A 13,746-nucleotide genomic window follows, 5' to 3' on the forward strand; every position below is an offset into this window, starting at 1 on the left:
GGTCAGCAGATTGTCCTGGAGCTGCAAGACGGCCTCGTCGTAGTGGCCGAGCGCCAGGAGGTTGAGCGCCCGTTCGTCGTGGACCTTGGCGCGCTCAAAGGCGAGCTCGAGTTCGCTCAGCCCGCCCCTCTCCCCGCGGCGGCCGAGGAGCTCGAGGCTGCCGCCGAAGTCGGCTGCGGCCTCCCCCAACTCGCCCTGCTTGCGCAGGACGCGGGCGCGCCGCGCCAAGTAGCGGGCCCGCTCCTGCACCGGCGCCTCGCAGTCCTCGGCGAGATGGACGGCCAGCGACAGCTCCTGCACCGCCGCGTCGAAGCGGCCCAGCCTGGCCTGCACGTCGCCCTTCTGGAAAGCCTGGCGCGCCCGCACCAGGCCGTCGTCGCTCTCGACCTGGCCGAAGTGCGCCAGGGCCTCCTCGAGTCTGCCCTGGTCTTTGGCGATGAGGCCGCTCCAGACCGCGACCTTGGCCCTCACCAGCGCGCGCGCGCCGTCCTCGTGGGCGCCGCTAGGTCCGAGCAGCGGCTGGGCGCCCTCGGAAATATAACGCGCCGCCCGGACGAGCTCGCCGCGCCAGCGCGCGACGTTGGCCCGGGCCAGCTCGAAGTCGGCCCTCAGGGTGGGGTCGCCGACTTCGGGCCAAGCTTCGAGCAGGGCCTCGGCCCGCTCGTAGCGGCCCTTGTAGATGGCCCCCTCGGCGCGCTTGAGCTGCGTCCAGGCGCGAACCTCGGCATCTGGCGAAAGGGCCAGGAGCTCGAAGGCGGCCTGCGCTTCGGGGTGGTCGTAGCTCGCCAGCCGCACGTAGTAGCGCGCCACCTGGCGGGCGACGGTCTCCAACTCGGCTCCCCGGATCTCACGCCTGGCGGCCTGCCAGATCTGGCGGATGAGCGACTGGCGGGCGCTGTGCTGCTCCATCCAACGCTGCAGCCCCTGCCAGTCGCGCGCTTCGAAGAGGTGTTGGAGGTAGCGCGTCGCCGCCTCGCCGCCCGGCTGCGCCAGGGCCTCGGGCTCGTAGAAGAGGCTGGCCTTGAGGTGAAGCTGCCGGTAGCGCCCCGGGTCCTTGGCCGCAAGCCGCCCGCGCAGGGCGCGGCCGAGCTGCCGCGAGAAGGGGCGCCACTGCGTCTCGCCCGTCATGGTCGGTGCCGCGTCCAAAAAGGCCCGCGCCAGCGAACTGGGCTCCTGCCAACTCGCCTGGCCGAGCGCCTCCAGGGCGCCCGAAGAGACGTGGGGCGAGTCGGGCAGCGAGAGCACCGCGAGCGCGCTCAAAAAGTCGCGCAGACCCGTGTCCTCGGCGGTGTCGACGAGGCTGGAGAGCCCCTCGAGCCGCTCCTCCAGGCTCTCTTCGGACCCCTCCAGCGTGCTCTTGGGCTTGGGCTCTCTGACCTCGGCCAAGAGCGTGAGGATGCGCAGGTCCTCGAAGGAACGGCCGGCCTGCTTGGCGATGTCGTCTTGCAGCTTGACGCTCAAGTGCGGCAGCTTGCTGCGCACGAAGCGCTTGGCCTCGCTCTGGGTGGGCGGCGAGAGCTTGAGCGGCCCTTCAAAGGCGCCAAGGTTGTGGACGACCCGCAGCGGCGCGTCGGCCATGGTGACGAGCAGGCTGACCCGCGGCAGCTTGCTCATGGGCTCCAGGAGCGACAACCACAGCCACTCGGCGGCGGTCACCCGGGGGACCTCCTCGGTGTTGAGTCTGAGCTGTGCGGCGCCCAGGCTGTCCTGCCCTGCCAAGGACCGCGAGATGTGCAAGAGGAGCGTCATCCCGCCCTCTTGCCCACTGCCTCCTTGCCCACTGCCTCCTTGCTCACTAAGGCGCCGCATGCCCTCGATGAGCAGCCGGGCCACGTCGGCTTGGGCGTCGGCCTGGACGGCGAAGGCACTGGACAGGCCGATCTTGACGAGTTTGGCCTCGTAGAGCGCCTCGGCGATGCCCAGCGCGTCGGCGAGGCGGGCGAGCGAGGCGCCCAGATCGGGGTTGCTGAACTCGAGGCGAATGATCCGCTCTTCGGCCTTGGGGGGCAGCTCGAGCGCCTGCTGGACGAAGTCGATGAGGACCGTCTTGCCCGAACCGGGCCGGCCGGTGACGAGCAACTTGGGCTGCTCTTTGGCGCGCACGCCCGACACGAAGGCGCGGTAGGCGCGCCGCTTGTCGCGGCCGAGGAGCTGAGCGATCTCCTGCTCGGCGGCGGCCCCGGCCGAGAGCAGGACCTCGAGCTCGGGCACCTGCAGGGCGGGATTGCCGGCGCCCTCCCAGAGCCCGTTCAGGATATCGAAGAGCACCCGCTTGTCGCCAACCCGGCCCTTGTCGCGGTAGATGATGTTGCGCACCACGTTGGGGTTGGCGCCGTTCAAGGCCATCTGCTTGCGCAGCCAGTTGATCGAGCCGGCCACCCCGTGCTCGTCGCGGCGGCCGGCCGCGGCGCCGCGGACCTTCTCGAAGATGCCCCGCCAGGGGCTGCCGTGGGGACCCCCAGGCTGCTCGCTATGAGACGCTGACACGCCCCAAGTGTACAACCTTTGGGTAAACAGGTACAACGCGCCCTGTCACCTTCACCCTGTCACCTTCACCCTGTCGTGCTTGTTGGACAGTGCCGGTGTTGAACAATGACAGTGCCGGTATTGGTAATGGACGGTGTTGGACAGTGTCGCTGCGAGCAGGCGACCTGCCTGGAGACGGTGTTAGACTTGCCTTACTATGAATCCCGTCGCCACCGCCACCTCGGGACGGCGCCTCGTCGCCGACGAGGCCCTGGCGCTCTACAGGCTGCCGCTCTTCGACCTCGCGGCCGCCGCGCACGCCGCGCGCCTCGTCGGCACCGACCCCGAAGTGGTCAGCTACCTCATCGACCGCAACATCAACTACTCGAACGTCTGCAACGTGGGCTGCGCCTTTTGCGGCTTCTACCGGACGCGCCGCCAGGCGGGCGCCTACACCCTCTCTTTCGAAGCGATAAGCGCCAAGATCAGGGAGCTCGAGGCCGTCCGCGGCAGCCGCATCCTCATGCAGGGCGGCGTCAACCCCTACCTCGAGTTCTCCTGGTACCTCGAGCTCTTGAAGCACGTCAAGGCCAACCACCCGAGCATCCGCGTCGAGGCCTTCAGCCCCGAGGAGATCAGGGGCATGAGCAGGCTCACCGGCATGACCACGCTCGAGGTCCTCCAGGAACTCCAGGGCGCCGGCCTGGACGGCCTGCCCGGCGGCGGTGGCGAGCTGCTGGTGGACGCGGTGCGCCACGCGAAACACGTCTCGCCCGCGCGCATAGGCGCGGACGAGTGGCTGCGCGTCATGGGCGAGGCGCAGTCGCTGGGCCTCTACACCACCGCCACCATGGTGATCGGCTTTGGTGAGACCTTGGAGCAGCGCGTGGCGAGCATGCTGCGGGTGCGCGAGCGGCAAGATGAGTCGCTGGCGGCATACGGCAACGGCTTCTCGGCCTTCATCTCCTGGACGCTTCAGACCAAAGGGGTGCGCATAGGCGGCAAGGCGCCCGGTGCGGGCGCGCACGAGTACCTGCAGAACCTGGCCGTCAGCCGCCTGGTGGTGGACAACGTCCCCAACTACCAGGCTTCCTGGCCGACGATGGGCTACAAGGTCGCGCAGACCGCGCTCTTTTTCGGCGCCAACGACTTCGGCTCCACCATGCTCGAGGAGAACGTCGTCTCCCAGGCCGGTGCCAGCCACCAGAGTGTCAGCGAGCGCGAGATCGTCCGCAACATCGTGGACGCCGGCTTCGTCCCTGTGCAGCGCGACAGCCTCTACAAGGTCATCCACAGGCCGGACGTCGAGGCCACCCTGGCGGCCAAGCCGGAAATCGACTTCGGGGCCTTGCCCGCCACTGGTTAGCCTGTTCCCAATGGACTGTTCCCAAGGGAGTGAGCCGTGAGCCTGACAGCACAAAGGCAGCAGACCCAGAGCCGCCGTTTCACGGTGGACGAGTTTCACCGCATGGCCGAGGTGGGCATCTTTACCGAGGACGACCGGGTGGAACTCGTCGAGGGAGAGATCATCACCATGACACCTGTCGGCAGCAGACACGCCGCTTGCGTCAAAAGGTTCCTGCGTGAGTTGCCGGGGCAACTGGCCGGACGAGCCCTGCTCGATGCCCAGAATCCCATTGAACTTTCGGACGAGAGCGAACTGTATCCAGATGTCGTGCTCCTGAAGCCAAGGCGAGATGCCTACGAGGCAGCGAACCCTACCTCGCGAGACGTCTTTTTGGTCGTTGAAGTGTCCGACACCACGCTCGCCCATGACCAGAGAAGCAAAGTCCCCATCTATGCCAGAGAGGGCGTTGCCGAGGTCTGGGTGGTCGATCTGGCGGGGGAGAAGGTCTGGGTCTACCGCCGGCCTGGCAGGGACGGTTATCAGGAGATGCGCGCTTTTGCCAGGGGGGAAACCCTTGGCGTTCACGAACTGCCTGACACCACGTTCGGTGTAGACGACATTCTGGGTTGACACTCCCACCCTTAAAAGAGGCGGTACCCTCAAGCTGTCCTGCCCCGGCCTCGAGCTGAGCCTGGATGAGCTTTACGAAGGGCTCTGAGCCTGCCCTGAAACCTCAGCGGCTCGAGTGGTCGCGCGCCCCCAGCGCCCGCCAGCTCACCACCGCCAGCGTCAGGAAGGTGAGCGGCAGGACGAAAAAGAGCATGGCCGCGCTGAAGAGCGGCAGGGCGGCGTGGCCGGTGACGGTCATGATGAGATAGCTTATGTAGGCCAGATAGTAGGCCAAGAAGAGCCCGCCCTCCCAGCGGTCGATGCGGTAGCCCGTGAAGAAGATGGGCAGGCAGGCGAGCGCGGTGGCGATCATGATCGGTAGGTCGAAGGCGAGCACCGCCGCCGGCACGGGTATGCCGCTCGGCGCCACCAGGCTGGCCAGCCCCAGGACCAGGAGAACGTTGAAGATGTTGCTGCCGACCACGTTGCCCACCGCGATGTCGCGCTCGCCGCGGAGGCTGGCGATGACCGAGGTGGCGACCTCCGGCAGCGAGGTGCCCGCCGCCACCACCGTCAGGCCGATGATGAGCTCGCTCACGCCCAGGGCGCTCGCGATCGCTACCGCGCCGCTCACCAGCCAGCGCGAGCCCAAGACGAGCAGGAAGAGGCCGCCGACCACCGCGGCGAGCTGGCGCGGCAGCGCCCAGGGAGTCCTGGTTTCGGACCCGGCGGCCTGAGCCGCCTCGTTGCCGCTCTTGCGCCCCTGGCGAACGGCCAAAAGGGTGTAGAGAAGGGCGCCCGAGAAGAGTACGAGCCCCTCGAGCCGGCTCAGGCTGCCGTTCCAGGCGAGGACCAGCAGCAAGAGCGACACCCCGATCATGACGGGTACGTCGGCGCGCACGAGCTGTCTGGAGACGACCAGGGGCGTCACCAGGGCTGAGAGGCCCAAGATGAAGAGCACGTTGAAGATGTTGCTGCCGACCACGTTGCCCACCGCCAGGTCGGCCTGCCCCAAGAGTGCCGACTGCACGCTGACGGCCGTCTCGGGCGCACTGGTGCCAAAGGCCACCACCGTCAGCCCGATGACCAGCGGCGAGATGCCGATGGTCGCGGCCAGCCCCGACGCGCCGCGCACGAGCAGTTCCGCGCCGCCGACCAGCAGGACCAGACCAAGGCCGAAGAGCAGCAGCGTCAGCGCGTCCACGCGCACTCCCAAAGGGCGGGCAAACTCGAGGCGGCGGGCATGAGGCCATGCTAACAAACGTCAGGGGGAGCAAGGCATGGGAGCAAGGCATGGGAGCAAGGCATGATAGCGTTGACCGGTATGCGCCTTTTCGCCAGCGGTCATAGGCTCGGTTGTAGGCTCCGCGGTCCGGCCCCGTGCTGAAGCACCGCCTGCTCAGCGCCGAGGTGGTCTATAACGGCCTGGGCACCCCCAGGGCCAATGGCGCCGTCGTCGTCCAGGGCGAGGGCGAGGACGCCCAGATCGTCGCGGTAGACGGCTTGGAGCGCGCCAGGCTCAACTTCCCCGACGCCGCCGAGGAGCGCGCCGGCTTCGCCCTCTCACCGCCGCCGGTCAACGCCCACACCCACCTCGACCTGTCGAGCACCCCCGCCTTCGCCGGTTCCTACGGGGACTTTATCCGCCACGTCATCGCGCATGGCGCCAGCCACCGTGGCCTCGAGGCGGCCAAAGCCGGTGCGGCCGAGCTCGAGGCGGAGGGCGTCACCGTCGTCGGTGACGTCGTGGCGCGCGAGGAGGTGATGGTGTGGCTTTTGCAGAGAGCAAAGCTCACGGGCGTCGCCTACTGGGAGGTCCTCGGCCCGAATCCCGGCGACGCCGAGCGCATCTTCGCGGAGACGGTCGAGAAGCTGCGCTTCTTTCGCCGCTTGGAGCGCCCCGGTGGTATGCGCGTCGGCCTCGCGCCGCACGCGCCCCACACCGTCAGCGCGCCGCTCTTGCAGCGCTTGGCGGGGCTGGCGCGGCAAGAAGACCTGCCCATGCAGATCCACGTCGCCGAGAGCCCCGCCGAGGGGGACTTTCACGCTCGCGGCAGCGGCCCCCTGATGGACTTGATGCGCCCCTCCGTGCCGGACTGGCGGCCCTCCGGCCTGAGCCCGCTGGGGTATCTCATCTCGCTCGGCGTCCTGGCGGCGCGGCCCACGCTCGTGCACATGATTCACGTCAGCGAGGACGATATCCGCGAGGTGCAGCGCGCGGGCTGCGCGGTGGTCCACTGCCCGCGCTCGAACACGGCGCTGGGCTGCGGCCGCTTTCCCTGGAGGCTCTACATGAAGCACGGCGCCGAGGTGGCCCTGGGCACCGACTCGAGGGCCTCGAGCCCCAGCCTCTCGGTCGCGGGCGAAGTGGCCGCCGCTCGAGCGTTGCACGGCGACGAGGCCAGCCCGAGGGCGCTGGTGCGTGCCGCCGTCAAAGGGGGCTACCGCGCCCTCGGCCTGAGGCCGCCCCGCCTGCTCCGCGGCGACCCCGCCGGCGGGCTCTACCTCTGGCCGGAGTGACGCACTGCGACCCCACCTGTACAACAAGCAACATTGCCACTGGGCGACCTGGGCTAGATTGACCCTTGGAGGACACAATATGTCACAAGCGACCGTTGAATTTACCGATACCAACTTTGCAGCCGAGACGACCGAAGGTCTGGTCCTGGTGGACTTCTGGGCGCCCTGGTGCGGGCCCTGCCGCATGGTCGGTCCGGTCATCGAGGAACTCGCCGGCGACTACCAGGGCAAGATCAAGGTGGGCAAGCTCAATACCGACGAGAACCCCACCGTCGCCATGAAGTTCCGGGTGATGAGCATTCCCACCGTCATCCTCTTCAAGGACGGCGAGCCCATCGAGACGATGATCGGCGCCCAACCCAAGCGCGCTTACGAGGCGAGGCTGGAAAAGTACGTCGCGCAAACCGTCAGCTAGCACTTCTACTACCGAAAAGAGAGAGCGCCTCATGGGGCGCTCTTTTGATAGGGATTAGGTTGATAGGGATTAGGCGCGACCGCGCCTGACCCCTCCGGGCGTCACGGTCCAGACGACGCCCGCAACTTTGGACGAGCCGAACCTGAGCTCATAGCTGGTGTCGGCGAGACCCTGCAGATTCCACATGGTGCCGCGCGGCATGGTGAGGCCCCGCAAGGCCGCAGTGCTGTAGGCGCCGGTCTCTAAAAAGTGGGCCTCCATGCGGTGCCAGGCCAAGGTGGCGGCCTGCTCGACCTCCTGGGCGGCCTGAGTGTCGGCCTCGAGGGCGGCGGGCGCGCAGGCGCAGAGGGCGAGGGTGAGAAGGAGCAAAAGGGTAAGGGGGCGCATGTCTTTAGCTTAGCAAGTCGGGTGCTGAGGTGGGTGAGCCCCTAGCCGTCCTTCTGCTAGGCGTCCTCCCGCAGCGGCGCTAGGCCGAGGCGGACGATGTAGCGCTGCGACCCCTGTTTTCTTTGGTAGCGCAGGAGCAGGTCGAAAAGCTCGCGCTGAAGCGCCTTGGCGTCGTCATAGTCCAAGTAGACGCGGTCGCGCCAGGCGCTTAAGGCAGCAGGGCCTTCGGGGTCCAGGGTAGTGAAGTTGCGCTCGGGCGTCACCGCCGTCTGTACCTGCAAGCGCCCGCGCGCGTCGCGGTAGACCCGCGTCCCCCAGCTCTCGGCGGCCTCGCTGCGGGCGCGGACGACGCCTTGGCGCAAGAGGGCCTCCCAGTAGGCGTCGCGCTCGGCCAGGGCCGCCTCCAGGCTCTCGGCGGAGGTGGCGTCGAAGGGGATGAAAAAGCCGTCGGCCGCCGTCCGGTAGCGCTTGACGCGGCGCCCCGCGCGGGGTTCTTCGGCCACGACCGTAAGCAGGCCCAGGCGTAAAAAGCGCCTCACCCGCAAGAGCACCGTGTTGGGCTTGGCGCCGGTCTCGCGGGCGGCCTCGGCTATGGTCGCGGCGCGGGCCAAGAAGGGCTCCAACTGCCGGAGCGTGTGAGGGTCGGTCAGCGCGGCGGCTGCGGCGGGGTCCCCCACGGTCATGACCTCGAGAGAGGGGCTAGGTGATTTGGACGCTTTCATATCATCCAGGATACGCCCAAGCTGAGGATGTGGCCCGAAGTGGGCGCAAATCTGCATGCTACCGCCTACAACCGTTAGACTGTAGGGTGCATATGTCATAGAGCGCGGCGCCGTGCCGCCTCGAGGCCCGCCATCTCGTCGTAGTACCCGCGTAAACGGGGGCCTAGTGGCCCTACACTGTAGTACCCGCACTAGCGGGGGCCTAGTGGCCCTACACTAAAGGAGCGATCATGCCCGACCTGACCCCCAAAGATTCGTTTTCGGCCCGCACCACGCTCGACACCGGCTCCGGCCAGGCCAGCTATTACCGCCTCGCCAAACTCCAAGAAGACGGCCTCGGCGAGGTGAGCACACTGCCCTTCTCGATCAAGGTGCTGCTCGAGTCCTTGCTCAGAAACGAAAACGGCTACGATGTCACCCGTGAGGACGTGATCGGCCTGGCGGCCTATGACGCCAAAGCACCCGCCGAGGTCGAGCTCCCCTTCAAGCCCGCCCGCGTCATCCTCCAGGACTTCACCGGCGTGCCGAGCGTGGTCGACCTGGCCGCCCTGCGCAGCGCCATGGCGCGCCTGGGCGGCGACCCGCAGCTCATCAACCCGCAAGTGCCCGTCGATCTGGTCATCGACCACAGCGTCCAGGTCGATGAGTACGACTCGCCACTGGCCCTGGCGACGAACTCGGCCATCGAGTTCGAGCGCAACCGCGAGCGCTACGAGTTCTTGCGCTGGGGCCAAAAGGCCTTCGAGAACTTCAGCGTCGTTCCGCCCGCCTCGGGTATCGTCCACCAGGTCAACTTGGAGTACCTCGCCCGCGGCGTCCAGCACGCTCCCGACCCCCTGGGCGGCGAGGTCGTCTACCCGGACTCGCTGGTCGGCACCGACTCGCACACCACCATGATCAACGGCCTGGGCATCGTCGGCTGGGGCGTGGGCGGCATCGAGGCCGAGGCGGTGATGCTCGGCCAGCCCATCTACATGCTCACCCCCGAGGTCCTGGGCTTCAAGGTAACCGGCCGCATGCCCGAAGGCGCCACCGCCACCGACCTGGCCCTGACCGTCACCCAGACCCTCCGCAAAAAAGGGGTGGTAGGGCGCTTCGTGGAGTTCTACGGCCCCGGCCTGTCGTCGATGACCCTGCCCGACCGGGCGACCATCGCCAACATGGCCCCCGAGTATGGCGCCACCATGGGGTTCTTTCCCATCGACGCCGAGGCGCTGCGCTACCTGCGCCGGACGGGCAGGCTCGAAGACGAGGTCGAGCTCGTCGAGCGCTACTGCCGGGCCCAGGGGCTGTTCAGGACCGACGACACCCCCGACCCGCGCTTTCAGGAGACACTCGAGCTCGACCTTTCCACCATCACCCCCAGCCTGGCCGGCCCCAAGCGCCCGCAGGACCGCATCGACCTCACCGATATGAAGCCCACCTGGCACAGGGACCTGCGTGCCCCTATCGAAGAGCGCGGCTTCGCGCTCGAGGGCGAGCAGATCGCCCGCAAGGCCACTGTCGCCTTTCCCGACGGCCGCGAAGAGACGATCAGCCACGGCGACGTGGTGATCGCCGCCATCACCTCCTGCACCAACACCAGCAACCCCTCGGTGATGCTCGCCTCGGGCATCCTCGCCAAAAAGGCCGTCGAGGCGGGCCTTAAAGTAAAACCCTACGTCAAGACCAGCCTGGCACCCGGCTCGAAAGTGGTCACCGAGTACCTGAACGACGCTGGGCTGACGCCCTACCTCGAAAAGCTCGGCTTCTACACCGTCGGCTACGGCTGCACCACCTGCATCGGCAACTCGGGACCCTTGCCCGAGCACGTGGTGGCGGCCATCGACGCGGGCGATCTGGTCGCGGCCAGCGTCCTCTCGGGCAACCGCAACTTCGAGGGTCGCATCAACCCGCACGTCCGCGCCAACTACCTGGCCTCGCCGCCTTTGGTCGTCGCCTACGCCATCGCCGGCACCGTGGATATCGACTTCGAGACGGAGCCCTTGGGCCAGAACGACCGCGGCGAGGAGGTGTTCTTGCGCGACATCTGGCCGCGCTACCAAGACATTGCCGCACACCTCGACAGCGCCATCAAGCCCGAGACTTTCAAGCGGCTCTACGAGGGCATCGAACAGTCCAACGAAGCGTGGAACAAGATCCCCGTCAAGGGCGGCGACCTCTTCGACTGGGACGCGGACAGCAGCTATATCCAGGAGCCGCCCTTCTTCGTCGGCATGAGCGCCGAGCCGGAGAGGATCGAGCCCATTAAAAATGCGCTCGCCCTGGTGATGGTCGGCGACTCGGTCACCACCGATCACATCTCGCCGGCGGGGTCCATCGCCGTCAACAGCCCGGCGGGCAAGTACCTCATGGAGAAGGGCGTCCTGCCCAGAGACTTCAACTCCTACGGCTCCAGGCGCGGCAACGACCGGGTGATGACCCGCGGCACCTTTGCCAATATCCGCCTCAAGAACAGGCTCGCCCCCGGCACCGAGGGCGGCTGGACCACGCACTTCCCCAGCGGCGAGGTGACGACCATCTACGAGGCCAGTCTCGAGTACAAGGCCGCCGACATACCCACCATCGTCCTAGCAGGCCACGACTACGGCATGGGCAGTAGCCGCGACTGGGCCGCCAAGGGCACCTTCCTCCTGGGCGCCAAGGCCGTGATCGCGCAGTCCTTCGAGCGCATCCACCGCTCCAACCTCGTCGGCATGGGCGTCTTGCCGCTTCAGTTCAAGTCCGCCGAGAGCGCCGAGAGCCTGGGCCTCAGCGGCCAGGAGAAGTTCACTATCCACGTGGCTGACGACGTCAAGCCCCGCCAGACCTTGGCGGTCCTGGCCGAGCGCGAGGACGGCAGCCGTGTCACCTTCGAGGTCACCTGCCGGCTCGACACCCCCGTCGAGATCGACTACTACCGCAACGGCGGCATCCTGCACACCGTCTTGCGCCGCATCCATCAGGCCCAAGAAGCCACGGCCTAAAGCGCTTTGCGGAAGGATTGAGGGAATCCTCAATCCTTCCGCCCTACAGAGCGAGTAAAAGTCAACGCGCTAGTGTAGGGCCACTAGGCCCCCGCTAGTGCGAGTACTACAGTGTAGGGCCACTAGGCCCCCGCTAGTGCGGGTACTACCAGCAGCCGTCAACTTTTGTACAAAGTGCTGTGAGCCTTTCGAGCATGTTCACGACTCCAGTGTACAAGGTGGTCGTGCCTATGTCTCGGGCAGCTGTCTCGGGCGGCCTTCTCGAGCATCGGCGGCAATCAGCCTATCGAACTCGGCTTCGAACTTGGCACCGAAGTTCACCTCCGATCCCATAGACGTCCCCATAGACGTCGATCAGCTCGGCAAAGGCCCAGCGGTCGTACCGACCGAGGTTGTTGACTTGCCCCTACAGCCTGCGGCGGTTGGCGATGGCCCGGCCCAAGGTGACCTCGTCGGCATACTCGAGGTCGCCACCCACCGGCAGGCCGTAGGCGATGCGCGAGGTGGTCACCGACAGGTCGCCCAGGAGGCGCGCTAAATACATGGCGGTGGCCTCGCCCTCGACGGTGGTGGCCGTCGCCAGGATCACCTCGTCCACGGCCTCCAACCGCCCCAGGAGCGGCTGGATCCTGAGCTGGTCCGGCCCGATGCCGTTCATGGGGCTCAAGGAGCCGTGCAGGACGTGGTAGAGCCCCTCGTATTCGCCTGAGCGCTCGATGGCCAAGAGGTCACCCGGCTCCTCGACCACGCAGATGATGGTGCGGTTGCGGCTCTGGTCATCGCAGACCGAGCAGATCTCCTGGTCGGTGATGTTGAAACAGATGCGGCAGCTGTGCAAGGAGCGCTTGGCCGCCATGAGCGCCTGGGCGAGGTCTTCGACGGCGTCCTGCGGCTGGTTGAAGAGGTAGAAGGCCAGGCGCTGGGCGCTCTTGGGGCCGATGCCGGGCAGCCTGCCGAGCTCGCGGATGAGCTGGATAAGGGCGGGAGGGTATTTCATAGGGGTTGGGAATCGGGGTTAGGAATCAGGGGTTAGGGGTTGGGGAAAGGCCAAACCCCAGACCCTAGCCCCAGACCCTGTTTAGAACATTCCCCCCATGCCACCCAAGCCGCCCATGGCGGCGCCCATCTCGCTCTCCTGGACCTCCTTGGCCTTGCGCTGGGCCTCGTTGACGGCGGCCATGACCAGGTCCTCCAAGAGTTCGGCGTCCTCGGGGTCGATGACGCTCGGGTCGATGGTGACTTTGGTGATGCTGCCGTTGCCGCTGGCGGTGGCGGTGACCATGCCGCCACCCGCCGAGCCCTCGACGCTGATGGTTTCCAGGCGCTCTTGCGCTTCGGTCATCTTTTTCTGGGCCTTCTGAGCTTCTTTCATGAGCTTTTGGATGTTCATATGGCTTCTCCCTCGTCTTCAGTCTCGGAATCGTCCGTCTCATCCAAGTCTATCCTGCCCGCCGCCCCCTCGTCGGTAAGGCTGCTTTCATCTCGGCTGGGTTCGCTGTAGGAGAGAAGGCGGCCGGGGAAGAGTTCCTGCACAAGCTGGAAGCGGGGGTGCTCGAGCAGGCTGCCGTTCGCCCTACCCTCCGCTGCGCTTGGCGCGGGACCACCGGCAAGCTCAGGGTCACCGGGAGGCTCGGGCAAAGCCTCGAGCGGCTCGGCGCTCAGGTCTTCGGCCTTCTGCTCGCTCAGCGCTCTTTGGCTGTCACCTTCAACCGGCATGGGTGCGGGCTGCTTGGGGGTGGGCGCAAGAGCAGCAGGTTGCTCGGTACTCGCCGCCGGCGCGGTTGCTGGCGTTGCGGGTGAGCCGGTCTGGGCGGGCTCCGGGGTTGCGGTTAGGGCCACGGGACGGTGGTCGAGCGGCGTGCGCTGGGCGCTCAGGCGGTCGTAAAAGGAGGGTGCGGCCGTGCTCGTCGTGGCGGGACTGGTGGCGGGACTGGTGGCGGACACGGGCGCGGCTCGGGGCGGCGCAGGCTCGGCCGCGCGCCCCGCGACTACTTTTTTCGGTCACGTCCTTCGCCGGGGCCGTGGAGGAGCACCTTGACGCCCGCGCCGAGGACCGAGGCGACCAGCGCCTCGAGCTCGTCCTGACGGTTCTTGATCTGGCCGTAGTGAAACTTGTGGGTGTCGCCGTAGTAGAGGTGGATGTGGCCGTCTCCGAGCTCGTCCTGGGCGGGGATCAGAAAGGCCTTGAGCTGGGGGCTAGCCCGGCCGACGATGTCGCGCCAGCCGACCTTGGGCGCGGCTCTTGGAGGGGCCGTCCGGGGCGCGCCAGGGCTGGAGGCTGTCGGGCTGGAGGCTGTCGGGCCGGGCGCGGCC

At 67.3% G+C, this 13,746-nt stretch carries 13 protein-coding genes; 5 read left to right on the top strand and 8 right to left on the bottom strand.

Going from position 1 to position 13,746, the window contains the following annotated elements; translation table 11 throughout:
* Positions 1-2,487 (bottom strand): hypothetical protein (locus M3498_10830; protein MDQ3459776.1); only part of this gene is annotated, 2,487 nt, incomplete at its 3' end.
* A 196-nt stretch (positions 2,488-2,683) separates the two neighbouring features.
* Here M3498_10830 and M3498_10835 point away from each other — a divergent pair.
* Both M3498_10835 and M3498_10840 read left to right on the top strand, forming a co-directional pair.
* Positions 2,684-3,832 (top strand): CofH family radical SAM protein, encoded by a 1,149-nt coding sequence (locus tag M3498_10835; GenBank protein ID MDQ3459777.1) that lies wholly within the window; start codon positions 2,684-2,686, stop codon positions 3,830-3,832.
* 36 nt (positions 3,833-3,868) lie between these two features.
* Positions 3,869-4,444: a Uma2 family endonuclease gene (locus M3498_10840; GenBank protein MDQ3459778.1), complete on the top strand. Its 576-nt coding sequence runs from the start codon at positions 3,869-3,871 to the stop codon at positions 4,442-4,444.
* Positions 4,445-4,547: 103 nt separating this feature from the next.
* Here the strand turns inward: M3498_10840 and M3498_10845 are convergent, their stop codons facing one another.
* Positions 4,548-5,627: a calcium/sodium antiporter gene (locus M3498_10845; protein ID MDQ3459779.1), complete on the bottom strand. Its 1,080-nt coding sequence runs from the start codon at positions 5,625-5,627 to the stop codon at positions 4,548-4,550.
* A 179-nt stretch (positions 5,628-5,806) separates the two neighbouring features.
* Between M3498_10845 and M3498_10850 the strand changes: the two genes are divergently transcribed.
* Positions 5,807-6,943, top strand: a complete 1,137-nt coding sequence (locus M3498_10850) for an amidohydrolase family protein (protein ID MDQ3459780.1) — start codon at positions 5,807-5,809, stop codon at positions 6,941-6,943.
* 79 nt (positions 6,944-7,022) lie between these two features.
* Complete coding sequence (gene trxA / locus M3498_10855; GenBank protein ID MDQ3459781.1) at positions 7,023-7,358, top strand: thioredoxin; 336 nt, start codon at positions 7,023-7,025, stop codon at positions 7,356-7,358.
* A gap of 69 nt (positions 7,359-7,427) precedes the next feature.
* Here the strand turns inward: trxA and M3498_10860 are convergent, their stop codons facing one another.
* Positions 7,428-7,745, bottom strand: coding sequence for a hypothetical protein (locus tag M3498_10860; protein MDQ3459782.1), 318 nt, complete (start codon positions 7,743-7,745; stop codon positions 7,428-7,430).
* A gap of 56 nt (positions 7,746-7,801) precedes the next feature.
* A complete protein-coding gene (locus M3498_10865) occupies positions 7,802-8,467 on the bottom strand; it encodes a hypothetical protein (protein ID MDQ3459783.1) in 666 nt (221 codons plus the stop codon).
* A gap of 239 nt (positions 8,468-8,706) precedes the next feature.
* On the opposite strand from M3498_10865, the gene acnA reads away from it, so the two are divergent.
* Positions 8,707-11,433 (top strand): aconitate hydratase AcnA, encoded by a 2,727-nt coding sequence (gene acnA / locus M3498_10870; GenBank protein MDQ3459784.1) that lies wholly within the window; start codon positions 8,707-8,709, stop codon positions 11,431-11,433.
* A gap of 406 nt (positions 11,434-11,839) precedes the next feature.
* On the opposite strand, the gene recR is transcribed toward acnA, so the two are convergent.
* The 4 genes from recR to M3498_10890 form a co-directional block, all read right to left on the bottom strand.
* Positions 11,840-12,430 (bottom strand): recombination mediator RecR, encoded by a 591-nt coding sequence (gene recR / locus M3498_10875; GenBank protein ID MDQ3459785.1) that lies wholly within the window; start codon positions 12,428-12,430, stop codon positions 11,840-11,842.
* Between the two features lie 81 nt (positions 12,431-12,511).
* The gene (locus M3498_10880; GenBank protein MDQ3459786.1) at positions 12,512-12,823 is read right to left on the bottom strand and encodes a YbaB/EbfC family nucleoid-associated protein; all 312 of its coding nucleotides are present in this window, start codon (positions 12,821-12,823) and stop codon (positions 12,512-12,514) included.
* Positions 12,820-13,377, bottom strand: a complete 558-nt coding sequence (locus tag M3498_10885) for a hypothetical protein (GenBank protein MDQ3459787.1) — start codon at positions 13,375-13,377, stop codon at positions 12,820-12,822. Before M3498_10885 ends, M3498_10880 begins: the two co-directional genes overlap by 4 nt.
* Positions 13,378-13,421: 44 nt before the next feature.
* Positions 13,422-13,746, bottom strand: a 325-nt coding sequence (locus M3498_10890; GenBank protein MDQ3459788.1) for a hypothetical protein, incomplete at its 5' end; no start/stop codon positions are given.

It is taken from the genome of Deinococcota bacterium (assembly GCA_030858465.1).
GTDB lineage: Bacteria > Deinococcota > Deinococci > Deinococcales > Trueperaceae > JALZLY01.

Bases quoted from the DNA above. Each gene is read 5' to 3' on its own strand.
- M3498_10835 (MDQ3459777.1), top strand. From the start codon at position 2,684: ATGAATCCCGTCGCCACCGCCACCTCGGGACGGCGCCTCGTCGCCGAC.
- trxA (MDQ3459781.1), top strand. From the start codon at position 7,023: ATGTCACAAGCGACCGTTGAATTTACCGATACCAACTTTGCAGCCGAG.
- M3498_10860 (MDQ3459782.1), bottom strand. From the start codon at position 7,745: ATGCGCCCCCTTACCCTTTTGCTCCTTCTCACCCTCGCCCTCTGCGCC.
- M3498_10865 (MDQ3459783.1), bottom strand. From the start codon at position 8,467: ATGAAAGCGTCCAAATCACCTAGCCCCTCTCTCGAGGTCATGACCGTG.
- recR (MDQ3459785.1), bottom strand. From the start codon at position 12,430: ATGAAATACCCTCCCGCCCTTATCCAGCTCATCCGCGAGCTCGGCAGG.
- M3498_10880 (MDQ3459786.1), bottom strand. From the start codon at position 12,823: ATGAACATCCAAAAGCTCATGAAAGAAGCTCAGAAGGCCCAGAAAAAG.